Source organism: Dietzia sp. MNB45, assembly GCF_051994785.1.
In the GTDB taxonomy this organism is placed as follows: Bacteria; Actinomycetota; Actinomycetes; order Mycobacteriales; family Mycobacteriaceae; genus Dietzia; species Dietzia kunjamensis.
Map to the genome: position 1 here is coordinate 1,961,927 of NZ_CP163397.1, position 23,758 is coordinate 1,985,684.

Here is a 23,758-nt window from a genome sequence, read left to right on the forward strand (position 1 = left end):
AGACGTGATGCGGTCGCTCGGCGACCACGGGTTGACGAGCATGCCGCGGGGGCAGGTCCGTCTCCAACGGATCCCGCCCCCACGACAGTGCCCTGCGACGTCAGTCGCGCGGCTTCTCGACGAGCTCGTAGGTCTCGATGATGTCACCGATCTTGATGTCGGAGTACGTCACCGTCAGACCACACTCGAAGCCCTCGCGGACCTCGGTCGCGTCGTCCTTCTCGCGACGCAGCGACGAGATGGTCATCTCCTCCGCCACGACCTTGCCGTCCCGGATGAGCCGGGCCTTGGCGTTGCGACGCATGATGCCGTCGAGCACCATGCAACCCGCGATGTTGCCCACCTTGGAGGAGCGGAACATGTTGCGGATCTCCGCCTGACCGAGCTTCTTCTCCTCGTAGATCGGCTTGAGCATGCCCTTGAGCGCGCTCTCGATCTCGTCGATCGCCTGGTAGATGATCGAGTAGTACCGGATGTCCACGCCCTCGCGGTTGGCCAGCTCGGTGGCCTTGCCCTCCGCACGGACGTTGAACCCGATGATCACCGCGTCGGATGCGGCCGCCAGGTTGACGTTGGTCTCGGTGACGGCACCGACACCGCGGTCGATGACCCGCAACTGCACCTCGTCGTCGATCTCGATCCCCAGGAGGGCCTCCTCGAGGGCCTCGACCGTACCCGAGTTGTCACCCTTGATGATGAGGTTGAGCTGGCTCGTCTCCTTGAGATGCGAATCCAGGTCCTCGAGGCTGATCCGGCGACGGCTACGGGCGGCCATCGCGTTGCGCTTGCGCGCGTTACGACGGTCGGCGATCTGCCGTGCGGTCCGATCCTCCTCGACCACCATCAGGGTGTCACCGGCGCCACAGACGCTGGTCAGACCGATGACCTGCACCGGACGCGACGGGGTCGCCTCGGTGACGTCCTCGCCGTGCTCGTCGACCATGCGTCGGACGCGACCATAGGCGTCGCCAGCGACGATCGAGTCGCCGACCCGCAGCGTGCCGCGCTGGATGAGCACCGTGGCGACAGGCCCGCGACCGCGGTCCAGGTGCGCCTCGATGGCCACACCCTGCGCGTCCATGTCCGGGTTCGCCCGGAGGTCGAGAGACGCATCGGCGGTCAGGACGACGGCCTCGAGCAGCGACTCGATGTTGAGACCCTGCTTGGCGGAGATGTCGACGAACATAGTGTCGCCGCCGTACTCCTCCGGCACCAGGCCGTACTCGGTCATCTGGCCGCGGATCTTGTCGGGCTGAGCGCCCTCCTTGTCGATCTTGTTGACCGCCACCACGACCGGCACCTCTGCCGCCTGTGCGTGGTTGATCGCCTCGACCGTCTGCGGCATCACGCCGTCGTCCGCCGCGACCACGATGATCGCGATGTCCGTCGACTTCGCGCCGCGGGCACGCATGGCGGTGAACGCCTCGTGACCCGGCGTATCGATGAAGGTGATCGTGCGATCCACGTCGTCGACCGGCACCGTCACCTGGTAGGCGCCGATGTGCTGGGTGATGCCACCGGCCTCACCCTCGCCGACCTTCGCCGACCGGATGCTGTCGAGCAGTCGGGTCTTGCCGTGGTCGACGTGACCCATGACCGTGACGACCGCGGGACGGATCTCGAGATCGCTCTCGTCACCCTCGTCCTCACCGAAGGAGAGGTCGAACGAATCGAGCAGCTCGCGATCCTCGTCCTCGGGGCTGACGATCTGGACCTTGAAGCCCATCTCCTCACCGAGCAGCTGCAGCGTCTCAGGGGTGACCGACTGCGTCGCCGTGACCATCTCACCCAGGTTGAACAGGGCCTGGACCAGCTGCGCGGGATTGACGTCGATCTTGTCCGCGAAATCGCTCAGCGAAGCACCCTGTGCCAGCCGCAGGACCTGCCCGCGACCGTCGGGAAGCCGGACGCCGCCGACCTCCGGGGCCCGCATCGAATCGTATTCCTGACGCTTCTGCCGCTTCGACTTGCGACCACGACGCGGGGCGCCACCGGGACGACCGAACGCGCCCGCGGCGCCACCGCGGCCACGGTTGCCGCCGCCGGGACGACCGCGGAAACCGCCGCCGCCGGCTGCGGGTGCACCGCCACCACCACCGGGACGGAAACCGCCACCACCCGGACGGCCACCGGGGCCACCCGGACGGCCGCGACCCGCCGCGGGACGCGCGACCTGACCCGGCATCTGACCGGGGCTGGGACGCGCCGGCATGTTGCCGGGGTTGGGACGGGGACCGCCCTGACCCGGTGCCCCCGACCGCTGCGGGGGACGGGGCCCACCCTGACCGGGTGCGCCCGGACGGGCGCCTCCGGGACGGGGCCCACCCTGGCCGGGTGCCGGGCGGGGACCGCCCTGCGGACGCGGCGCGGGCGTGGTGCCGCTGGAGTACGGATTGTTCCCGACGCGAGGCGCCTTGGGGCCGGGCTTCGGCCCCGCCGCGCGCGGCCCGGGAGCCGGGCGGGAGGCTGCGGCGGCCGCGCCGGGGGTCGCCCCCGGGGTCGGACGCTGGGAACCGGGCTTGGCGCCCGGGGTCGGACCCGACTCCGGCTTGGCAGCCGGCGAGGGGGCCGCGGGCTTGGCACCCGGGGTCGGCCCGGCATCCGGCTTGGGAGCCGGCGCGGGGGCCGCGGGCTTCGCGCCCGGTGTGGGTCCGGCCGCGGGCTTGGGGGCCGCGGAGCGCGGGTCCCCGCCCGGGCGGGGACCCGGCGCCGGCTTGGAGGGTGCACCCGGCTTGGGCGCAGCGCCTCCTGCGGACGTGGACGGGGCCGGAGCGGAGTCGCCGCCTGCCGGTGCATGTGCCTCGCGCAGGCGCCGGACGACCGGGGCCTCCAACGTCGAGGACGCGGATTTGACGAACTCTCCCTGATCGCGGAGTTTCGTCAGAAGTTCTTTACTGGTGATACCGAACTCTTTTGCCAGCTCGTGTACCCGGGGCTTGCCTGCCACTGCTCTCCTCACTGCGAGGTCTCCACGGCAGGGCTGGCCGCGCGACCTCGGTCTACATTCGATGGACGTTCATCGCTGGAGCTTCACGGTGTGCTCATCGTGTCTGGTCCGTTCCTTCTCTTGTGCTCCCCCTGCCGAACCGAGCGGTCGGCGGGTGGTGTCGTGCCCGAGACGTAGTGCCTCGAGTACCTCCGTGATCGCGTCCTGGGACACGTTCCCGGCGATCCGCAGGGCCCTGGTGAAGGCCTTGCGGTCGAGCGCTGTCGTGATGCAGCGCGGTTCGCGATGCACCCAGGCTCCTCGTCCGACCGCCCGTCGGCGCGGATCGGGCGAGAGCGCGGCCGTCTCCGGATCGTGAACGATCCGCAACAGTCGGGAATCGGAGTCCCGACCCCGGCAACCGACGCAGGTCCTGATCGGACCAGCGGCCTCGGCGGTACCGAACCGCTGGTCCTTGCGTCCCTGCATCCGGCCACCTCGGTCTCTCGCCGCCCGGCCCGAGTGGACGGGTGGACGTGAAGTCACTGTGACAACTGATCAGTCTACAGACAATGCCGTGTCGACACTAACGGCGCGCCCGACCGCGTGGCGGCGGGCGGCGCAGCGCGTCACTCCGCGTCGCTGTGGATGTCGATCCGCCACTGGGTCAGGCGGTGTGCCAGACGTGCGTTCTGGCCTTCCTTCCCGATCGCCAGGGACAGCTGGTAGTCGGGGACGACGACGCGGGCCGCCCTCGTCGTGGCGTCGGCGACGGTGACAGAGATCACCTTCGCCGGGGACAGGGCGTTGCCGACGAACACCGTCGGGTCGTCGTCGTAGTCGACGATGTCGATCTTCTCGTCGTTGAGTTCGGCCATGACCGCGCGCACACGGGCCCCGTTCGGCCCGATACAGGCGCCCTTCGCGTTGAGTCCCGAGATGGAGGATTCCACCGCGATCTTCGTCCGGTGGCCGGCCTCACGGGCGATCGCCGCGATCCGCACCGAGCCGTCGTCGATCTCCGGGACCTCGAGCGCGAACAGCCCCCGGACCAGGTCCGGGTGGGTGCGGGAGAGCGAGACGGAGGCGCCGTGGGGTCCCTTGTGCACCCCGATCACGTGGCACTTGATGCGCTCCCCGTGCGTGTAGCTCTCGCCCGGTACCTGCTCAGCCGGGGCGATGGTCCCCTCGGTGCCCCCGTTCTCGGGTCCGATGTGCACGACCACGATCCCGCGGGCGTTGGCCCGGGAGTCGGACTGGATGACGCCACTGACCACCTCGCCCTCTCTCGTGACGAGATCACCGTAGATGCGGTCGGTCTCGGCTTCGCGCAGACGCTGCAGGATGATCTGCCGTGCCGTCGCCGCGGCCACCCGCCCGAAATCCGAGGGGGTGGCGTCGAACTCCCCGATGCGGTTGCCGTCCTCGTCCACCTCGGCGGCCATGACGGCGACCGTGCCGGCCTTGCGGTCCAGCGCGATCCGGGCCACCCGATGCGATCCCTCGGTCCGCTTGTAGGCGGTGAGCAGGGCGTTTTCGAGAGTCTGCACGAGGTCGTCCAGCGGGATCTCGCGCTCTCGGGACAGCATGTTCAGCGCTGCCATGTCGATGTTCAACGGTTTTCTCCTTCTCGCACGCCGTGCCCGGGGTTCTCCGGCTCGGACAACAGGTCCAGTTCCTCCTGTGGCGCTGGCCGGAACTCGACCCGGATCACGGCGCGGGCCACCTGATCCAACGCTACCGAGTCCACTCTCGTTCCCCGGCCCGCCCTCGACACGATGCGGACGGTCCCCGAGTCCTCGTCGAGGTCTCCGATCCGCCCACGGGTCGGTCCCTCGGCGCCGTCGATGTAGAGCAGGTCGACCTGGCGTCCGCGGGCACGGAGCCAGTGCCGGGGGTGCTCCAGCGGCGCGTCGACGCCCCTGCTGGTGACCTCCAGCGTGACCGGCTGGCCCGCCCCTCCCCACTGCTCGGCGAGGGGGTCAAGATCAACGGACAGTTCGGCGAGATCGTCGAGGGGGACGCCGGAGTCCCCGTCCACGACGACCGTTACGTGCCACGTGGACGAACGGGTGTCCTCCCGGATGTCCTCGAGGTCGAGGCTGCGGTCCGAGACCGCCTTGCGTATATGGGCCCGGTCGGGCTCGGGGACGATCACTGTGCTCCTGGAGTGCGGGCTGGCGGATTCCGTTCCGGGACGCGGACGGGCCGCATCACTGTACCGCCTCGCCGCCCCCTTCTCCGACCCCTGGCAGGATGTCGGAGTGCCCCATTCCGCCCCCGTCGTCCTCTCGCGCCGTCAGTTCGCCGTCGCGGCCGCCGGCGTCGCCGGGCTCGCCGTCGCCGGTGGCTGTGCCCTGCCCACGGTCACCGACCGTCCCGATCCCCTGCTCGGCCTGCTCGAGGCCGCCGAACGAGACGCACGCGAGCTCGCGGCCGCGGACGCCTCCCACGGCGACCGGGTGGGCGCCCTGCGACGGATCGCCGACGTGCGGAGGGTCCATGCGGAACGGCTCACCGCGATCGTGGAACGCCCGGAGGACGACGCCACACCGACACCTGTGCCGCCGGCCCCGCCGGTGTGCCCACCCGCCGACGAGGTGCGCTCTCGCCTCCGTGCGGACGCGGCCGACGCCGCCGGTGCGGCCGCGACGACCGAGGGGGCCGGGGCGGAGATCGCCGGCGCGGTCTCGGCGGCGTGCACCGCAGCGGTCGAGGTGGAGCTCGCGTGAGCGCCCCGGTCGGATTGGCCGCCGAGGACGCGGCGGTCTACGGGTACGGTCTCGTCCTCGCCCGGGCGGACGGGTCCATCCGAGCAGCGGTCAGGCGTGAACTCGCGGCTCATCGAGCCCGTCGGGACGCGGCCGAGGTGCTGTGGCCGGAATCGCCCCCCGCGCCGGTCGGCTACGTCCCCGATCCGGAGGCCCCCGGCGCCCCCGTCCTTCTGGCGATCCGGATCGAATCGGACTGCTGCGAGGCCTGGCGCGTCGAACTCGGCCTCGCCCGGACGCCGGAGACCCGGCGTTTCTGCGTGGACGCCCTCACCGCGGCGGCGGTGCAACTGGCACGGTGGAGGACCCTGGTCCCGGGAGCGCCGTTCGAGGCGCTGCCCGGGTTCCCGCCGCCGGCCTGAGGCTCAGGGGCGGCCGGCACCGATCAACCGGACGATCTCCTCCGCGGCACCGTCCACCGGCACCTGGGTCACCTCACCGGTGGCGCGCTCGCGCAGCTCGACTGTGCCCTCGGACCAGCCGCGACCCACCACGACCACCCACGGCACACCGATCAGCTCGGCGTCCTTGAACTTCACACCGGGTGAGGCCTTGCGGTCGTCGAAGAGCACCTCGAGTCGGGCGCGGTCGAACGCCTCCACCAGGGTCGCGGCTCCGGAGATCGCGGCATCGTCCTTGTTGGCGATCACCACGTGGACGTCCGCGGGCGCGGCCTCGGCGGGCCAGACCAGACCCTTGTCGTCGGCGAACTGCTCCGCGAGTACCGCCACGAGACGCGATACCCCGATGCCGTACGACCCCATGGTCACCCTCGCGGGCTTGCCGTTCTCGCCCAGCACGTCGAACCCGAAGGCGTCGGTGTACTTCCGGCCCAGCTGGAAGATGTGGCCGATCTCGATCCCGCGCGCCAGGGTCAGGGTGCCGTGCCCGTCCGGTGCCGGGTCGCCCTCCCTCACCTCGGCGACCTCGATGGTGCCGTCCGGGGTGAAGTCACGGCCGCACACCAGGTCCACCACGTGCTTGCCGGGCTCGTCGGCTCCGGTGATCCACGCCGTGCCGTCGACCACCCGCGGGTCGACCAGGTAGCGGACCTCGTTCTCCTGCAGCGCGCGCGGGCCGATGTACCCCTTGACGAGGAACGGGTTGGCCTTGAAATCGGCCTCGTCGAGGATCTCGACCTCCGCCGGCTCGAGCGCGGCCTCGACCCGCTTCATGTCGACCTCACGGTCACCCGGTAGGCCCACGGCCAGCAACTCCCAGTCCTGACCGGGCTGACGCACCTTGAGCAACACGTTCTTGAGGGTGTCCGCGGCGGTCACCTCCCGGCCCAGGTCGGCGGAGTTCGCCCAGGCGACGAGCGTCTCGATGGTCGGCGCGTCCGGGGTGTCGTGCACGACCGCGCGCGGCGAACCCTCGATCGGGAGAGCGGGGGGTGCGGGGGTGACGACGGCCTCGACATTGGCCGCGTAGCTTCCGTCGGTGGAGCGGACGAACGTGTCCTCGCCCGCCGCGGAGACCGCGAGGAACTCCTCGGAGGCGGAACCACCCATCGCACCGGAGGTGGCGGCACAGATGACGTACTCGATCCCGAGACGGTCGAAGATGCGTCGGTACGCCTCCCGGTGGGCCCGGTAGGAGCGTTCGAGTCCGGCATCGTCGACGTCGAACGAGTACGAGTCCTTCATGACGAACTCGCGACCGCGCAGGATCCCGGCACGGGGTCGCTCCTCGTCGCGGTACTTGGTCTGGATCTGGTACAGCGTGACGGGCAGGTCCTTGTACGAGGAGTACTCGCCCTGCACGGTGAGCGTGAAGAGCTCCTCGTGGGTGGGGCCGAGCATCATGTCGTTGCCCTTGCGGTCCTTCAGCCGGAACAACGCCGGGCCGTACTCGGTCCACCGTCCGGTGGTCTCGTACGGTTCCCGCGGCAGGAGTGCGGGCAGGGTGATCTCCTGCGCGCCGAAGGCGTTCATCTCCTCGCGCACCACCTGCTCGACTCTGCGGAGGGTGCGCAGACCCAGCGGCAGCCAGGAGTACACGCCGGGAGCGACGCGGCGGACGTACCCGGCGCGGACCAGCAGTTTGTGGCTGAGGACCTCGGCATCGGCCGGGTCATCGCGGAGCGTGCGCAGGAACAGGTGGGACAGACGCGTGATCACGATGCACCAGCCTAGCCGCCCCTGCTCGCGGACCCACCGCCCGCCGTCGGGGCTACCGGTGGCCTCGGTACCCTGAGCCGGGTGCGTATCCTCCTGTCCCCTTCCGAGACCAAATCCGTCGGCGGGTCCGGGGAACCGCTCGACCTGGCCGCGCTCTCGCTCCCCGAGCTCGAGGGAACCCGCCGCACCGTCGCCGACTCCCTCGTCTCGCTGTGCTCTGGCGAGGCGGCGGCAGCTCGCGACGCGCTCGGGCTGAGTGAGAAACTCGGCCACGAGGTGACACTGAACGCCGACCTGTGGACCTCCCCCACCGCGTCGGCGCTGAGTCGCTACACCGGCGTCCTCTTCGACGCCCTCGACCCCGCCTCGTTCACCGCGGCCACCCGGTCACGAGCGGAGTCGCGGCTGTGGATCGGCTCGGCCCTCTTCGGCCTGCTCGGTGCGATCGACCCTATTCCGCACTACCGCCTCTCTGCCGGGACGCAGTTGCCCGGACTGGGTACCCTGCGTTCGACCTGGAAGCCGGCACTCACCGCCGCCACCACCGGGTGGGGCGACGACCTCGTGGTGGACCTGCGCTCCGGCGGTTACCACCAGCTGGGGCCGGTCCCGGGGGCGATCACCGTCGACGTCGTCACCGACTACCCCGACGGCACGCGCAAGGTGGTCTCGCACTTCTCCAAGCATCACAAGGGTCTCCTCGCCCGGACGCTCGCCACGTCCCGGGCCGAGATGGGTGACGTCGCCGCGCTCCTCCGGGTAGCCCGTCGGGCCGGGCACACCCTCGAGCGCACCTCGGATACGGTTCTCACCATGGTCACGGAGCCGTGAGTTCGAGTCCCGATCCCGACGCCGTCCCCGCCACACCACGGGTCCTCCCCTCGCACGGTTCCCGCGCCGCCTGGCGGCTTCAGGAGGAGCCGGGGCTCGCCTCGTTGCCCCGTCTGTGCCTGTCCCCGGTCCAGTACTACGGGGCGTACCTCTTCGGTTCGTCCTCCGCCTTCCCGCCCGGACATCGGCGACACGATCAGGGCGTGGCCGCCGACCTCGACATCCCCGGCGAGCTGCGGGACGACCTCGAGGGGTGGATCGAGGAATGGGAGGAGAACTTCGTCCATCTCGGCGACCGCCCCGTCGATCAACCCGTATGGCGCGAGGGCTTCGACGAGATGGTCTGGTTCGACCGCGGCCACGAGCTCGCCGACCGGCTCGAGGTGAGCCTGCCCGGAACAGCGGTGTTCTGCACCGCCGAGCGGTATGTCCTGTGTGAGCTGGCCGCCGAGCAACTGGACTACGTCCACCCCCTGCGAGGCGAGTACGTGCGCACCGAGGGCTGGCGGACGCCGGGGAACGGACCCGACCCCGACCGCACGCCGACGATCCGACTCATGCCCGAGTACGGCGTCACGTGGGGACTGTGGGCGGGACGGCTCCCCTACTACCAGCCTCCCCGCCTCAGGGAAGGGTTCATGGACTTCGCCACGCCTCGCAGCCTCGGACTGACCCCTGACCTGGAGAGCCGGATCCTGCGATGGAATGACGACTGGCGGCGCGGATTCGTGGACTACGGGAGCAGCGTCGACGACAGCGGCGCCGCCCTCGGTTTCCTCGGCTACGGCTACGGCGTGCCCGTCTGGACCGACGGCGTCGATCCGGTCGACTGGTACCGCGAGGGACTGGCGATCGCGCGCCGCCTGGCGGAGGAACTCCCAGGCGTGGAAGTCGAGTTGGTGGCGATCCGCAACGTCTGTTCGGCGCGGCTGGTCATGCAGGACCACACCTCGCACCTACGCGGTCAGGATCCGGCCACCTACTCGGACGTCTTCCTGACCGAGCGGCGCCGCGTCGGTTCCTGACGGGCACGCACCACGCCCGGCGTCGGGATGCGTCAGCGGTGCCGCAGGTCCGTGGACAGCGCCTGCGGAAGCCCGGCCACGTCGCCGACCACCACGATGGCCGGGGGCCTGACCTCGTGGGTCGCCAGGGTGTCGGTGAGGGTGCCGAGCGTGCAGCGAAAGGTCGACTGCCCGTCGAGACTGCCGTCGACGATCACCGCGGAGGGGGTGTCCGACGAGCGGCCCCCCGCCATGAGCGTCTCGGCGATCGCCGGAGAGTTCTTGACTCCCATCAACACGACCAGGGTCCCGCGCATGCGCGCGAGGGCGTCCCAGTCGATGAGGGAGCCCGGGTGTCCGGGCGGGAGATGCCCGGACACGACCGTCAGTTCATGTGTCATCCCGCGGTTGGTCACGGGAATCCCCGCGAGGGCCGGGACCGCGAGGGCGCTGGAGACGCCCGGCACGACCGTGCACGGCACTCCCGCCTCCGCGCACGCCTGCGCCTCCTCGTAGCCACGCCCGTAGAGGAACGGGTCCCCGCCCTTGAGGCGGACCACGAACTTGCCGGCTCGTGCCCGGTCCACCAGCACCTCGTTGATCGCGTCCTGCGCCATGGCCCGCCCGTAGGGGATCTTGGCCGCATCGACGATCTCGACGTCCGCCCGCAGCTCGGCCAGTGGGCGCTGGGGGGCGAGACGGTCGGCCACGACCACGTCGGCGCGGGCGAGCAGTCGACGTCCACGCACCGTCATGAGGTCGTCGGCCCCCGGCCCGCCTCCGACCAACGCCACCGTGCCCCGGAGCGCCTCGTCGACCTCGGGTGCCTCCGCCCCCGCGTCGCTGAGGGCCCGCGCGACCACGTCCCGGGCCTCGGCGGTACGCGCGCGGTCGCCGGTGAGAACTGCGACGAGCATCTCGCCCCTGCGGACCACCGCCGGGGTCACCGCGGAACCCGACGTCACGGCGTCAGCCCGGACGCAGAAGGTGCGGTTCTGCTCGGCCTCGGCCGCGACCCGGGCGTTGACCAGAGAGTTCCTCGTCGCGGCGACCACGTACCACGCACCCTCGAGATCGCCTGATTCGTACTCTCGTGGCTCCCACCAGATGCGCCCGGCGTCTACGAGGCCCTGGAGCGTGGGCGTGACGTCGGGGCTCACGAGGTGCACGACCGCACCCGCCTCGAGCAGCACGGGGATGCGTCGTTGCGCCACGGACCCTCCGCCGATCACCACGACACGACGGCCTTCGAGGTCCAGACCGACGGGGTACGGGTTCACAGGCCGGATCATGCTGCTGATCCTATCCGCCCCCGGCTCGGCCCCAGGCCCCGGCCTGGGGCCCGTGACACGACTCACCCCCCGGCCACCACGTCGGGCGACCAGGGGATGAGGAATGGTGCGTGGTGGCGGATCAGCGCCGTTCCGTCAGGCCTTCTGGTCGAGCTTCAGGGTGCGGGTCGAGCGCTCGAACTGCTCGGTGAACAGGGTCGGCTCCTCGGCGAGGTCCCGGCCGAGCGAGGGGATCATCTCCTCGAGGGCCGGGGTCCAGTCCGCGAACCGGCTCGGGAAGCAGCGCTTGAGCACGTCGACCATGGCGTCCACCGCGGTGGAGGCGCCCGGGGAGGCTCCGAGCAGACCCGCGATGGACCCGTCCGCCGCGTTGACCACGGCGGTGCCGAACTCGAGGGTTCCGCCCCGGCCGCTGGGCTTGATCACCTGGACACGCTGGCCGGCGATGACCTTCTCCCACTCCCCGTCCTGCGCCGAGGGCACGAAGTCGCGCAGTGCGTCGACCCGCGCACCGTGGTTCTTCGCGAGTTCGGTGATGAGGTACTTGACCAGGCTCATCTCGGTGAGGCCGATATTGGCCATGGGCAGCAGGTTCCCGGCCCGGATGCTCGACGGCAGGTCGAGGAAACTGCCCATCTTGAGAAACTTGGGGGTCCACCCGGCGAACGGCCCGAACAGCAGACCCTTCTTGCCGTCGATGACGCGGGTGTCCAGGTGCGGCACCGACATGGGCGGCGCGCCCACGGAGGCCTGGCTGTAGACCTTCGCCTGGTGCTGCTCGATGAGCTCGGGGTTGGTGCAGCGCAGCCACTGGCCGCCCACGGGGAAGCCACCGATGCCCTTGATCTCCGGGATGCCGGACTTCTGGAGCAGGTGCAGGGCACCGCCACCCGCGCCGACGAACACGAACTTGGCGTCGACGGTGCGCTCGTCACCGGTGTGCCGGTTGGCCACGGTCAGCCGCCAGCTGCCGTCACTGTTGCGCTCGAGGTCCTTGACCTGGTTCTGGTAGTGCACCTCGGTGCCCGTGCGGGTGAGGTACTTGATGAGCTGCCGGGTGAGCGCACCGAAGTTGACGTCGGTGCCGTTCGAGAAGTGGCTCAGGGCGAAGGGCTGCTCGGGCGAGCGACCGCGGGCCATGAGCGGAACGAGCCGCTCCAGCTCGGAGAAGTCGGTGGTGTGACCCATTCCCGGGAAGAGCGGGTGCCCGGCGAGCTTGTCGTAACGCTTCCGGAGGTAGTCCTGACCGTCCTTGCCCGCCACGAAACTCATGTGCGGGACCGGGCGGATCCACTCGGTGGGGTCGCCGAGGATGGTGTTCTCGACCGCGTACGACCAGAACTGCCGGGAGACCTGGAACTTCTCGTTGACGCTGACGGCCTTGGTGATGTCGACATCGCCGTCGGCGGTCTTGGGCGAATAGTTGAGCTCGCAGAGAGCGGAGTGCCCGGTTCCGGCGTTGTTCCACGCGTCAGAGGACTCCAGAGCGGGCCCCTCGAGCCGTTCGAACACCTGGATGTCCCAGTCCGGTTGGAGCCGCCGCAGCAGGGCACCCAGAGTCGCGCTCATGGTGCCCGCGCCGATGAGCGCCACATCCGTCGTTCCGTGCTTTGCCACCTGGTCTGAAGTCACCGGCTACCCTCGCTCATTGGTCGTGGACCCGAATCTCTCGTCGACGCGGGTCGTCCCGACAGGCCCGCGCCCACAGGGTCCTCAGACTACTCACCGCGCCGGGCGCGGGACACACCGGACTAGGGTGGTCGCCGTGTCTACGCCCTCTCCAGATCCCGGCGCCCCCGACGGATCCGACCCCCAGTGGGCCCCGGATCTGCTGGGGCCGTCGTACACACGGCGCGACCTACCCCTCGGTGCCGATCCAGACGGTGAGGGTGAGATCTCCGCGACCCTCGTCCGCCACGAGGACGCACCGAACGATCCCACCGCCGTCGTCCTGGTCGTCCACGGCCTGTCGGACTACTTCTTCCACACCCACCTCGCCGAGTTCCTCGCGTCGAGCGGGTTCGCGACCTACGGGATCGACCTGCGCAAATGTGGCCGGTCCCGGCGAGAAGGTCTGACACCGCACTTCACGACCGACCTGGAGAGCTACGACGACGAGCTGGACCAGGCCCTCGACGTGATCGTCTCCGAGCACCCTGGAACGCCGGTCCTCGTGGCCGCCCACTCGACCGGGGGGCTGGTGGTGCCCTTGTGGCTGGGCAGACGTCGCGACAGGGGTGCCCTCGCCCCCGTCGTGGGGGTGGTGCTGAACTCCCCGTGGTTCCAGCTCGACGTCCCGGAACACGCCCGCCCCGTGCTGGACCCCGTCATCCGCACTCTCGGATCCCTCCGACCCTTCTACCGGCTGCCGCTACCCACCTCTGACCGGTATGTGATCAGCACGCACGTCGACCACGACGGTGACTACCACTTCGACACCACGCTCAAGCCCCCCGGCGGGGTGGGTGTCCGGGCGGGGTGGCTCGCCGCGGTCCGGCGCGCCCAGAAGCGGCTACAGTCCGGGGTCGACCTACCGCTCCCGGTCCTGCTGCTCCGCTCGACGGCGTCGTCGGTCGGGGCCCGCCCACGGGGCGCCGTGCTCGACGTGGACACCGATCTGATCCTGGACGTCCGGTCGATGGAGCGCTTCGCCGACCGTGTCTCCCGTGACGTCACCGACATCCCCGTACCGGGTGCCCGGCACGACGTCTTCCTCTCCCGCGCCGACGTCCTCGAGGTGGTCTTCGACCATCTCGGGCGCTGGCTGGACCAGACCCTGTCCTCACACACCAAGGAGTCCTGAACCCCATGACCCAGACCCCCTCCCGCCACTTCGACCTGGTCGTCATCGGCACGGGCAGCGGCAACTCGCTGATCGACGAATCGTTCGCCGACAAGTCCGTGGCGATCTGCGAGAAGGGGACGTTCGGTGGCACCTGCCTCAACGTCGGCTGCATCCCCACCAAGATGTTCGTCTACGCCGCCGACACGGCCACCTCCATCCGGCACTCGTCCGCCTACGGTGTCGATTCGACTCTGGACGGGGTCCGGTGGCCGGACATCGTCTCGCGGGTCTTCGACCGGCGCATCGACCCGATCGCGTCGAGCGGGGAGGACTACCGGCGCAACCGTTGCGACAACGTCACGGTGTTCGACGGTCACGCGACATTCGTCGGCCCGCGCACCATCGACACGGGAACCGGGGAGATCATCACCGCGGACTCCGTCGTGATCGCTGCGGGGGCACGGCCGTCGATCCCCGAGATCGTCACCGAGGCCGGCGTCGCCTACCACACCAGCGACGACGTCATGCGGATCGCCGAGTTGCCGAAGTCCATGGTCATCCAGGGCTCCGGGTTCATCGCCTGCGAGTTCGCGCACGTGTTCTCCGCGCTGGGCGTCGAGGTCACCGTCATCGGCCGGTCGGACGTACTGCTCAAGCATCTCGACCGCGAACTCGCGGAGCGGTTCACGGACGCCGCCCGGGGGCGATGGGACGTCCGCCTCGGCCAGCACGTCACCTCGATGACCGCGACCGGTGACGACCGCCGGGGCGTGGAGATCACCTTCGAGGACGGGTCGACCTGCGCGGGCGACGCGCTGCTGGTCGCCACGGGTCGGACACCGAACGGGGACCTGCTCGGTCTGGACGCGGCCGGGGTGGAGATGGACGGCGAGCGGGTCCGCGTGGACGAGTTCGGCCACACCACCGCGGAGGGCGTCTGGGCGCTGGGCGACGTGAGCTCGCCGTTCCAGCTCAAGCACGTGGCCAACCACGAGCAGCGGGTGTTGGGCCACAACCTCAACCACCCGGAGAACCTGCAGCCGTTCCACCACAGTCACGTGCCGTACGCCGTGTTCAGCTGGCCACAGGTCGCGTCGGTCGGGCTGACGGAAGCAGAGGCCCGCGCGGCCGGGTACGACGTGACCGTGAAGACCCAGGACTACGGCGACGTGGCGTACGGCTGGGCGATGGAGGACTCGGTCGGGTGCTGCAAGCTCATCGCCGACCGCGCCACCGGGTTGCTCCTGGGCGCCCACCTCATGGGCGCCCACGCCCCGTCTCTCGTGCAGATCCTCATCCAGGCCATGGAGTTCGAGATCACGGTGCCGGACCTCGCGCGCAAGCAGTACTGGATCCACCCGGCGATGGCCGAGGTCGTCGAGAACGCATTGCTGGGACTGGACTTCCCGGACCGCGGCTTCTAGCTGCCGGACGATGCCGGAAGGCAGACGACCGGGGCCGACATCGGTGGACCGGCGCTCGGGGGCGGGGCCGCGAGGCGGGTGACACCCGCTCCCCGCCGGCCTCAGGCGAGGACGAAGTCGTCCGGGTCGACGGTGCGGACCTGCTCGCGGTACCGGAAGGTGAACGTCGGCCACTGCAGGGAATTACGTCCCCGCGAGTCGATGTACCAGCTCGAGCAGCCCCCCTGGTTCCACACCGTGTGCGCCAGTTCGCGGTCCATCCGGGCGGCGTAGGACTCCTCCACCTCCGGACGCACCTCGATGGTGCGTCGGGCCTCCCGCCCGGCGAGGTCGAGCAACCGCAGAACGTGATCAGCCTGGGACTCGAGCATGTACACGATCGACGAGTGCCCCAGGTTGGTGTTGGGGCCGTACAGCAGGAACAGGTTGGGGAACCCCGCCACGGTGATGCCGTTGTGCGCTCGCGGACTGCCATCCCAGTGCTCGGCGAGGGTGCGCCCGTCCGCGCCGGTGATCACGCGGGAGATGGGCGGCTCGGTCGGCTGGAAGCCGGTACCGAAGATGATGACGTCCGCCGGATGCTCCGTGCCGTCGTCGGCCACGAGCCCGCGCGGGGTGACAGCCGACGCCGCGCCGGACACCAGGGTCACATCGGACCGGCTGAGGGCGGGGAGCCACTGACTGGTGAGCAACACCCGTTTGCACCCGATCGAGAAGTCGGGGGTGAGCGCACGGCGCATCCCGCGGTCCCGCACTTTGAGGAAGAGGTAGAACCGTGCGAACCATTCGAAGAACCGCAGCAGGAACTGCGCCCGCGTGAACACCACGACGTAGAGCTCACGACCCAGGTAGATCCGCCCCCGGATCAGCCGCTGCACCAACGGGAAGCGTCGGTAGAGCCGCTGACGGCGTCCGGAGATCGATCGGTCCAGCCTGGGCAGGATCCAGCCCGGGGTCCGCTGGAAGACCGTGACGTGCTCGGCGGGCCCGGCGATCTCGGGGACGAACTGGACCGCGGGGGCCCCCGTTCCGACGACGGCGACCCTCCGGCCCTCGAGCGGGATGTCGTGGCGCCACCTCGCGGAGTGGAACACCTGGCCCTCGAACGACTCCAGACCGGGTAGCCGGGGGATCGAGGGGGCGGACAGTGCCCCCGAGGCCACCACCAGGTCGCGTGCCCGGATCCGACCGCGACTCGTGTCCACGACCCAGTGCGCCGACGCCGAGTCCCACACCGCCGCGGTCACCTCGCAGGAGGTGACGAGTCGGTCACGCAGGCCGATGCGGTCCGTCACGGACTCGAGATAGGCCCGGATCTCCGGTTGCCTCCCGAACGAGTGGGACCAACCGGGGTGGGCGTGTCGGGACAGCGAGTACAGGGCGGTGGGGACGTCGCAGGCGCACCCCGGGTAGGTGTTGTCGCGCCAGGTGCCCCCCACCGAATCTGCGGCCTCCACGACGAGGAAGTCCCGGCCACGCCCCTCCCCCAACAGACGGTCGGCCATGGCGATTCCGCCGAAGCCGGCGCCCACCACCACCAGGTCGATCTGCTCCACGGGTCCACGAGGGGTATCGATCATGGTGGACAGTATGCCCCGGATTGTCCACGACCGAGGGGCACATCAGGACGATCGTCCATACACTCTTCCCGACCGGCCGGGTGCGCCCGCGGGCACCGGACACGCTCAGGAACCGGACGGTAGGGTGAGGATCTCGTATCCGTCCTCGGTGACGACGACGGTGTGCTCGAACTGGGCGGTCCACGCCTTGTCCGCGGTGGTGACGGTCCAGTCGTCGTCCCAGACGTCGAAGCCCGGCCCGCCGAGGGAGATCATCGGTTCGACTGTCAACGTCATGCCCGGCTCGAGGACCTCGGTCCGGGACGGCTCGTCGTAGTGCAGCACGACCAGACCGTTGTGGAAGGTCGGGCCGACACCGTGGCCGGTGAACTCCCGCACGACCGTGTAGTCGAAACGCCGGGCATAGGATTCGATGACCCGCCCGATGACGTTGACCTCGCGACCGGGTCGGATGGCCTTGATCCCCCGGTTCATCGCCTCTTCCGTGCGCTCGACCAGGAGCCTGACCTCCTCGCTGACGTCCCCTGCCAGGAACGTCGCGTTGGTGTCACCGTGGACACCGTGGATGAACGCCGTGACGTCGACGTTGACGATGTCCCCGTCACGGATCACCGTGGTGTCGGGGATGCCGTGGCAGATCACCTCGTTGAGCGAGACACAGCTCGACTTGGGGAACGACTTGTACCCCAGGGTCGACGGGTAGGCCCCGTTGTCGCACAGGAACTCGTGTACGACCCGGTCGATCTCATCGGTCGTCACGCCGGGCTCGACCGCCTCGCCGGCGAGCACGAGGGCGTCCGCGGCGATCCTGGAGGCCACGCGCATCGCGTCGATCACCTCCGCGGGCTGTACCCACGGCTCCCCGTTGGCCTCGTCGACACTGTCGCGCCAGGCGTATTCCGGCCGCGGGATCGATTCGGGAACGGTCCGGATCGGGGTGGGTTCACCTGGGACGAGAGGCTGACGGGTGGAGGTGGTCATGCCCCCAGGATAGGCCCGCCCGGCGCGATCGGTCGCCCCGGTCCGGTCACCAGATGACGAAGCACACCGAGGCGATGAGCACCATCGCCCCGAACAGGCACATCGTGATCACGTCCGCGGACGACTGGCCGGGTTCTCCCTTCGCGGGCGGGCCGGCATCGTCGGGCGTCACCGGGGCCGTCTCGTCAGCCGCTGTGTCCACACCGGGGTCGGAGTCCTGTCGCGGATCCATCAGATCACCCCCAGTCGGTGGAACTCGGAGACCATCGCCACGGCGAGGATCGCGAACACGACCGCCATGAAGCCGGTGTACATCCAGCGCTTCGCGTGGTCGGACGCCCAGAACCGGCGGACGCTGACCACGCCGTTCACCACGGCGACCACACACAACGCGATACCGACGGGCGCCGCGACCCAGCCGGATAGGCTGAGCAGCGGCACTAGAATCGGGATCGCGAGGTAGGTGATGAGGCACCGCACGGCCGAGACCATCACCGAGATCCGGAATGCCCGGTGGGCGCCGGAGCCGGCCTTGCGGTCGACGCCCCGGACGCCGAGCAGACGCCGCATGGCGCGGTCGGCCGGCCGCAGCGAACGGAAGCCCGGGTCGACAGCCGCCTCCGGTACCGGGCCCGTCATGGTCACCGGCGCCACCACCGCCGGCCCCGTCGCGGCCGCGGGCGCCCGGGTGACCTGTGCTGTCATCGGGGTACTCACACGGCCCTCCCCCGGAGGGCGCCGCCCACGGCGCGCACTGCCGCACTGTCTGTCATCGGATTACACCTTCCGGGGTCCGTGGTCTGACTACGCTCCACTTTCCCACAGGCGTGGCCGATCCCGTAGCCGCCGGCCGGGGGGTACCCCGCTCGGGGTCGGTGCGGGCGAGATGACTCACAGCAGGACCGTCGCGTACTCGACGGAGTCGACCATGCCCACCCGCCGATAAGCGGCGCGGGCTGCGCCGTTCGACCCGTTCACCACCAGGGAAGGTCGGAGCCCCCGTGAGCAGAGGGCGGCGCACACCGCGGCGGTACCGCCGGACCCCAGCCCGGCGTCCCGCCGGTCTCGGTGTACCCATACGCCCTGGATCTGGGCGACCTCCGGGGAGATCGCGGCGACATCGGCCTTGAAGACCACCTCGCCGTCGTCGATCCCCACCCAGGTCCTCCCCCGCGCGAGGGACCGCGCCACGCGGCGCCGGAACGGAATCCCGGAGCCCACGGCGAACGGGTCGGCGCGCAGTTCCTCGCGGTACATCGCCGCGGCGGCGGCGAGCACCGGTTCGAACTCCTCCAGCGTCGCGACCCGGATCCCGTCCAGGACGAGCGCCGGATCGAGCGGGCCCTCGAGCGCCATGAGGAACTGGTGAGCCCGGTACTCCCGGGCCTCGCCCCAGCGTTCTCGCAGGGCCGGCCACATGCCGGCGACCAGGTCGCGCCGACCGTGCACCGACATGGGCCCGAGTCCCAGTCGGGCCACCGCGTCACCGAGAGCGCGCTGATCCGCGGCGTCGCCCCGGAGCGGCAACACCGAACTGCCGACGAACACGAGAGACCGCTCGGGCCCGCCCAAGGTGAGGAACCGTCCGTCGGTGCCGGCGGCGACACCCGACGTGGCGAACTTCTCCGCCGCCGGCGCGGAGACCAACGGGTCGGCGGCGAGCACGTCGCCGAGCGCCCGCGACTCTCCCCGACCGACCGCCCGGCACCCGCCGAGCCCGGTCTCCGGGGCAGCCGTGTCGGTCACGGTCTATCGCGTGACCTTGACCTGGGGCCCCTGGCCCTCGGCGGCATCCCCCACGGGCTCGCCCATCTCCTCGGCGATCCGCATGGCCTCCTCGATGAGCGTCTCCACGATCATCGCCTCCGGCACGGTCTTGATGACCTCGCCCTTGACGAAGATCTGGCCCTTGCCGTTTCCGGACGCGACACCCAGATCGGCCTCGCGGGCCTCGCCGGGCCCGTTGACGACGCAGCCCATGACGGCCACACGCAAGGGGACGCTCATCCCCTCCAGTCCGGCCGTGACCTCGTCGGCGAGCTTGTACACGTCCACCTGGGCTCGCCCACACGACGGGCACGAGACGATCTCGAGCTTGCGCGGACGCAGGTTCAGCGACTGCAGGATCTGCGTGCCGACCTTGATCTCCTCCACCGGCGGGGCGGAGAGGGAGACCCGGATGGTGTCGCCGATCCCCTCGGAGAGCAGTGCACCGAACGCCACGGCCGACTTGATCGTGCCCTGGAACGCGGGCCCGGCCTCGGTCACGCCGAGGTGCAACGGGTAATCGGTCTGCGCGGCGAGCCGTCGGTAGGCCTCGACCATGATCACCGGGTCGTTGTGCTTGACCGAGATCTTGATGTCGCCGAAGCCGTGCTCCTCGAACAACGAGGCCTCCCACATCGCCGACTCGACGAGCGCCTCCGGGGTGGCCTTGCCGTACTTGGCCAGCAGGCGCGGGTCCAGTGACCCGGCGTTGACACCGATACGGATGGGGATGCCCGCGTCACCGGCGGCCTTGGCGACCTCCTTGACGCGTCCGTCGAACTCCTTGATGTTGCCCGGGTTGACGCGCACCGCGGCACACCCGGCATCGATCGCCGCGAAGATGTACTTGGGCTGGAAGTGGATGTCCGCGATCACGGGGATCGGGGACTTCCGCGCGATGGTCTCCAGCGCGTCGGCGTCCTCCTGCCGGGGACACGCCACGCGGACGATGTCACACCCGGACGCCGTGAGCTCGGCGATCTGCTGGAGGGTGGAGTTGACGTCGTGGGTCTTGGTGGTGGTCATGGACTGGACCGAGACCGGATGATCACTGCCCACGCCCACCTGGCCCACGAACAGCTGCCGGGTCGTGCGCCGGGGCGCGAGGACCGGCGGCGGGCCGTCGGGCATGCCCAGTCCCACTGGGATCGAGGAGGAGTCGTTCACTTCAGGCCTTCCGTAGGGGCTGCCAGCCGGGTGCTCGCAGGTCCCGCATCCCATTATCCGGGTAACCGGGCGCCGGTGCGAGGTGGGTGTGCGCCCGGCTCAGCCGGGCAGCAGGATCGGGTTGACGAAGTCGGCGGTGATCACGATCGCGGAGACACCGATGAGGAGTACGAACACCCCCATCGTCAGTGGCGCCAGCTTCTCGTAGTCCGCCGGGCCGCCCGGCGCGAGGCCACGCAGACGACGGAGGGCGTCCCGGATCTTCTCGTAGAACACCACCGCGATGTGGCCGCCGTCGAACGGGGTCAGGGGCACGAGGTTGAACGCCCCCAGGAACAGGTTGAGGCCGGCGAGGAACAGCAGGAACAGGCTCCACAGCCCCTGTTCGACCGCCTGCCCGCCGATGTAGCTGGCCCCCACCACGGACACCGGGGAGTCGTCCGCCCGCTCGCCCCCGAAGATCGACGCGGCCACCGCCGGGATCTTGGCCGGGAACGAGATGAGCCCCTCGACGGTCGCCTCGACCATCTCCCCGGTGAAGACGAGAGTCGCGGGTACCGCGCTGAGCGCGTCGTAGGTGTTGACCGTCTGGTAGGCGGGATCGTCGAGGATCTCCCGTGGGATCCCGTCCTCCGAGAGCCGGACCCCGAGCGCACCCCGCTGCTCGCCGTCGATGCTCGACGAGGTCAACGTCGTCGTCGTCGTGATCGTCTCCCCGTCGCGTTCCACCGCCACCGGCACGGTCTCACCGGGCCGCGCCGAGACCACGGTGGACAGGTCGTCCCAACTGGCCACCGGGACGCCGTCGACCGACGTGATCCGGTCGCCCGGCAGGATCCCCGCCTCGCCGGCCGGACCCACCCCGGTCCCGCACCGGTCCGCCCCCGCGCAGGTGTCCCCCACGACGGCCGCGACGCGGTCGGTGGGAATCGGCTGGACGTCCCGGTTCACCAGACCCCAACCGAGGGCGACCGTGTAGAACAACGCGATCGCCAGGACGACGTTCATGAAGGGCCCGGCCAACAACACCGCGACGCGCTTCCACCAGGCCTGGCGCCACATCGCCCGCGGTTCGTCCTCCGGGGACAGTTCGTCGTACGCGGTCATCCCGGCGATGTCACAGAACCCGCCGAGCGGGATCGCCTTGAGCCCGTACTCGATCCCACCACGCCGGACGGACCACAGGGTGGGACCGAACCCGACGAAGAACCTGCGAACCCTCATCCCCGACCACAGCGCGACCCGCATGTGGCCGTACTCGTGCAGCACGATCGACACCATGATCCCGAGGGCGAACAGCACGATCCCGAACACCAGCACGACTCAGCCCTCCAGGCTCGTGACGAGGGCTCCGGCGTACCGCCGCGCCCAGGACTCCGCCGCCGCGACGTCATCCGGATCCCGGGGATCGGACGACCACTGATCGGCTGCGCCCACGGTCTCCGCCACGACATCGACGATGGCGGTGAACCCGATCCGGCCGTCCAGGAACGCCGGGGCGGCCTCCTCGTTGGCCGCGTTGAACACCGCGGTCCGCAGACCCCCCGCCTCGCCCGCCGCCCGGGCCACCGAGATCGCCGGGAACGTCTCGGAGTCCACCGGCTCGAAGGTCCAGGTGTGTGACTGCGAGAAGTCCAACGGGGTCGACGCCCCGGGAATCCGTGACGGCCACCCCAGGGCCAACGCGATCGGCAGCTTCATCGACGGCGGGGAGGCCTTCGCCACGGTCGCGCCGTCGACGAAGGTCACCGCCGAGTGCACCACCGACTGGGGGTGGACGGTCACGTCGATCCGATTGTAGGGAACCCCGAACAGCAGGTGTGCCTCGATGAGCTCCAGGGACTTGTTCACCAGGGTCGCGGAGTTCAGGGTGATCATCCTGCCCATCGCCCACGTGGGGTGCTGCAGCGCCTGCTCCGCGGTGACACCTTCCAGTTCGGCGCGGGTACGGCCCCGGAAGGGCCCGCCGGAGGCGGTCAACACCAGTGACGCCACCTCGTCCGCCGTCCCCGCCCGCAGACACTGCGCCATCGCTGAGTGCTCGGAGTCGACGGGGATGAGCTGGCCCGGGGCCGCGGCGCCGGTGACGAGGGCGCCCCCGGCGACGAGTGACTCCTTGTTCGCCAGCGCCAGCCGCGCACCCGTACGCAATGCGGCCAGGGTGGGCCCTAGGCCGATGGACCCGTCGATTCCGTTGAGCACCACGTCGGCCTCCACCGCCCCCACGAGCTCGGTGGCGGCCCCGGGACCGTCGAGAACCGTCGCCTCCGGGAACGCCGACCGGATCCGCTCGGCCGCGGCCGGGGCGGACACCGCGACGAACCGGACGCCGGTCCGGCGGATCTGCTCCGCCAGCAGATCGATCCGGCCACCGCCGGCCGCCAGACCGACGACCTCGAAACGGCCGGGTCCGGCCTCCGAGGTCACCTCGAGGGCCTGGGTACCGATCGAGCCGGTACTGCCGAGGACGAGAACGCGCGTGGTCACCCCGCCATTGTCCACGCCGGAGCCACCTGATGCCGCATCAGCGGCCCCAGGTGTGGCGGGGACCGGCGGGTTACCCGTCGACCGCCGGACGGCGTGTGACAAACTGGGCACGATGTCGGCGGCCCGCAGGGCTGCCAGCGAGCCGTGAGGAGAACCGGGGAGCATGAGCGCGGACGGGCACCACACCAGCAAGGAGATCGTCGTCGACGGGATCAGCACCCTCGACGAGCCCTCGGTCGAGTGGGGCTGGCACCAGCACAGCAGGAAGGTCGGCCTCGTCACGGGCGGCTTCTTCGTCCTGTTCCTGTTGGCCATGCTGTTCGGCAACCACATTGGACGGGTGGAGGACATCTGGCTGGTGGCGGTCGCCGTGTTCCTCGCGATCTGGATGTTCCTGTCGCTGCGACCCAAGAAGGACGACACCCTCAAGCGGAACCGTGTCTTCGAGGTCTCCTCGGACCACTACGCGGTGGTCGGCGCCGCCGCCTCGGGTCACGTAGGGGCCGAGGCCGCCCGGAACCCGCAGGGCCGGGCGCCGGCCAGGCACTGACTCCGGTCGACCCGAGAAGGGCCGCAACCACTCGATGGAGTGGTGGCGGCCCTTCTCGTCGTCCGTAGCTCTC

At 70.2% G+C, this 23,758-nt stretch carries 22 protein-coding genes; 7 read left to right on the plus strand and 15 right to left on the minus strand.

The genetic code is table 11. The features are described 5' to 3' along the window. Positions 1 to 100: 100 nt before the first annotated feature. The 4 genes from infB to rimP all read right to left on the minus strand — a co-directional run bounded on the left by infB (position 101) and on the right by rimP (position 5,084). A complete protein-coding gene (gene infB, locus AB5G72_RS09420) occupies positions 101 to 2,947 on the minus strand; it encodes a translation initiation factor IF-2 (protein WP_440219734.1) in 2,847 nt (948 codons plus the stop codon). A 69-nt stretch (positions 2,948 to 3,016) separates the two neighbouring features. Further along, positions 3,017 to 3,415 carry a YlxR family protein gene (locus tag AB5G72_RS09425; protein WP_440219735.1) on the minus strand — a complete coding sequence of 133 codons (399 nt, stop codon included), beginning with the start codon at positions 3,413 to 3,415 and terminating at the stop codon, positions 3,017 to 3,019. 140 nt (positions 3,416 to 3,555) lie between these two features. Then, a complete protein-coding gene (gene nusA, locus AB5G72_RS09430) occupies positions 3,556 to 4,542 on the minus strand; it encodes a transcription termination factor NusA (protein WP_154827654.1) in 987 nt (328 codons plus the stop codon). After that, positions 4,539 to 5,084, minus strand: a complete 546-nt coding sequence (gene rimP / locus AB5G72_RS09435) for a ribosome maturation factor RimP (protein ID WP_440219736.1) — start codon at positions 5,082 to 5,084, stop codon at positions 4,539 to 4,541. The genes nusA and rimP overlap by 4 nt, the downstream gene beginning before the upstream one ends. Positions 5,085 to 5,190: 106 nt before the next feature. On the opposite strand from rimP, the gene AB5G72_RS09440 reads away from it, so the two are divergent. Next, complete coding sequence (locus AB5G72_RS09440) at positions 5,191 to 5,658, plus strand: hypothetical protein (protein ID WP_440219737.1); 468 nt, start codon at positions 5,191 to 5,193, stop codon at positions 5,656 to 5,658. Next, on the plus strand, positions 5,655 to 6,059 hold the full coding sequence (locus AB5G72_RS09445) for a DUF4439 domain-containing protein (RefSeq protein ID WP_440219738.1): 405 nt from the start codon (positions 5,655 to 5,657) through the stop codon (positions 6,057 to 6,059). The genes AB5G72_RS09440 and AB5G72_RS09445 overlap by 4 nt, the downstream gene beginning before the upstream one ends. 3 nt (positions 6,060 to 6,062) lie before the next feature. On the opposite strand, the gene AB5G72_RS09450 is transcribed toward AB5G72_RS09445, so the two are convergent. After that, positions 6,063 to 7,817 (minus strand): proline--tRNA ligase, encoded by a 1,755-nt coding sequence (locus tag AB5G72_RS09450; RefSeq protein ID WP_440219739.1) that lies wholly within the window; start codon positions 7,815 to 7,817, stop codon positions 6,063 to 6,065. A gap of 81 nt (positions 7,818 to 7,898) precedes the next feature. Between AB5G72_RS09450 and AB5G72_RS09455 the strand changes: the two genes are divergently transcribed. Both AB5G72_RS09455 and AB5G72_RS09460 read left to right on the plus strand, forming a co-directional pair. After that, positions 7,899 to 8,648, plus strand: a complete 750-nt coding sequence (locus tag AB5G72_RS09455) for a YaaA family protein (protein ID WP_154827660.1) — start codon at positions 7,899 to 7,901, stop codon at positions 8,646 to 8,648. Further along, entirely contained in the window at positions 8,645 to 9,673 is a 1,029-nt protein-coding gene (locus AB5G72_RS09460; protein WP_440219740.1) for a hypothetical protein, read from the plus strand. The genes AB5G72_RS09455 and AB5G72_RS09460 overlap by 4 nt, the downstream gene beginning before the upstream one ends. Positions 9,674 to 9,705: 32 nt before the next feature. On the opposite strand, the gene cobA is transcribed toward AB5G72_RS09460, so the two are convergent. Continuing rightward, complete coding sequence (cobA, locus tag AB5G72_RS09465; RefSeq protein ID WP_440219741.1) at positions 9,706 to 10,944, minus strand: uroporphyrinogen-III C-methyltransferase; 1,239 nt, start codon at positions 10,942 to 10,944, stop codon at positions 9,706 to 9,708. 135 nt (positions 10,945 to 11,079) lie between these two features. Then, complete coding sequence (gene mqo / locus AB5G72_RS09470) at positions 11,080 to 12,576, minus strand: malate dehydrogenase (quinone) (RefSeq protein WP_082923978.1); 1,497 nt, start codon at positions 12,574 to 12,576, stop codon at positions 11,080 to 11,082. Between the two features lie 133 nt (positions 12,577 to 12,709). Between mqo and AB5G72_RS09475 the strand changes: the two genes are divergently transcribed. Further along, positions 12,710 to 13,747: an alpha/beta hydrolase gene (locus AB5G72_RS09475; protein WP_440219742.1), complete on the plus strand. Its 1,038-nt coding sequence runs from the start codon at positions 12,710 to 12,712 to the stop codon at positions 13,745 to 13,747. Positions 13,748 to 13,752: 5 nt separating this feature from the next. Next, positions 13,753 to 15,153 (plus strand): mycothione reductase, encoded by a 1,401-nt coding sequence (gene mtr / locus AB5G72_RS09480; protein WP_440219743.1) that lies wholly within the window; start codon positions 13,753 to 13,755, stop codon positions 15,151 to 15,153. Positions 15,154 to 15,254: 101 nt separating this feature from the next. Here mtr and AB5G72_RS09485 read toward each other — a convergent pair whose 3' ends face one another. The 8 genes from AB5G72_RS09485 to dxr form a co-directional block, all read right to left on the minus strand. After that, complete coding sequence (locus AB5G72_RS09485; protein WP_440219744.1) at positions 15,255 to 16,733, minus strand: flavin-containing monooxygenase; 1,479 nt, start codon at positions 16,731 to 16,733, stop codon at positions 15,255 to 15,257. Between the two features lie 105 nt (positions 16,734 to 16,838). Then, complete coding sequence (gene map, locus AB5G72_RS09490) at positions 16,839 to 17,714, minus strand: type I methionyl aminopeptidase (RefSeq protein WP_253001892.1); 876 nt, start codon at positions 17,712 to 17,714, stop codon at positions 16,839 to 16,841. A gap of 46 nt (positions 17,715 to 17,760) precedes the next feature. After that, a complete protein-coding gene (locus AB5G72_RS09495) occupies positions 17,761 to 17,946 on the minus strand; it encodes a hypothetical protein (RefSeq protein ID WP_154827674.1) in 186 nt (61 codons plus the stop codon). After that, complete coding sequence (locus tag AB5G72_RS09500) at positions 17,946 to 18,431, minus strand: hypothetical protein (RefSeq protein ID WP_440219745.1); 486 nt, start codon at positions 18,429 to 18,431, stop codon at positions 17,946 to 17,948. The genes AB5G72_RS09495 and AB5G72_RS09500 overlap by 1 nt, the downstream gene beginning before the upstream one ends. Before the next feature lie 174 nt (positions 18,432 to 18,605). Beyond that, positions 18,606 to 19,460 (minus strand): GNAT family N-acetyltransferase, encoded by an 855-nt coding sequence (locus tag AB5G72_RS09505; protein ID WP_154827676.1) that lies wholly within the window; start codon positions 19,458 to 19,460, stop codon positions 18,606 to 18,608. A gap of 3 nt (positions 19,461 to 19,463) precedes the next feature. Continuing rightward, positions 19,464 to 20,612: a flavodoxin-dependent (E)-4-hydroxy-3-methylbut-2-enyl-diphosphate synthase gene (gene ispG / locus AB5G72_RS09510; RefSeq protein WP_082923994.1), complete on the minus strand. Its 1,149-nt coding sequence runs from the start codon at positions 20,610 to 20,612 to the stop codon at positions 19,464 to 19,466. A gap of 135 nt (positions 20,613 to 20,747) precedes the next feature. Further along, positions 20,748 to 21,968: a M50 family metallopeptidase gene (locus tag AB5G72_RS09515; protein ID WP_276534116.1), complete on the minus strand. Its 1,221-nt coding sequence runs from the start codon at positions 21,966 to 21,968 to the stop codon at positions 20,748 to 20,750. Positions 21,969 to 21,971: 3 nt separating this feature from the next. Next, positions 21,972 to 23,135 (minus strand): 1-deoxy-D-xylulose-5-phosphate reductoisomerase, encoded by a 1,164-nt coding sequence (gene dxr / locus AB5G72_RS09520; protein ID WP_440219746.1) that lies wholly within the window; start codon positions 23,133 to 23,135, stop codon positions 21,972 to 21,974. A 163-nt stretch (positions 23,136 to 23,298) separates the two neighbouring features. Between dxr and AB5G72_RS09525 the strand changes: the two genes are divergently transcribed. After that, on the plus strand, positions 23,299 to 23,685 hold the full coding sequence (locus AB5G72_RS09525; RefSeq protein WP_096905327.1) for a DUF2631 domain-containing protein: 387 nt from the start codon (positions 23,299 to 23,301) through the stop codon (positions 23,683 to 23,685). The last annotated feature ends 73 nt before the right edge of the window (positions 23,686 to 23,758 follow it).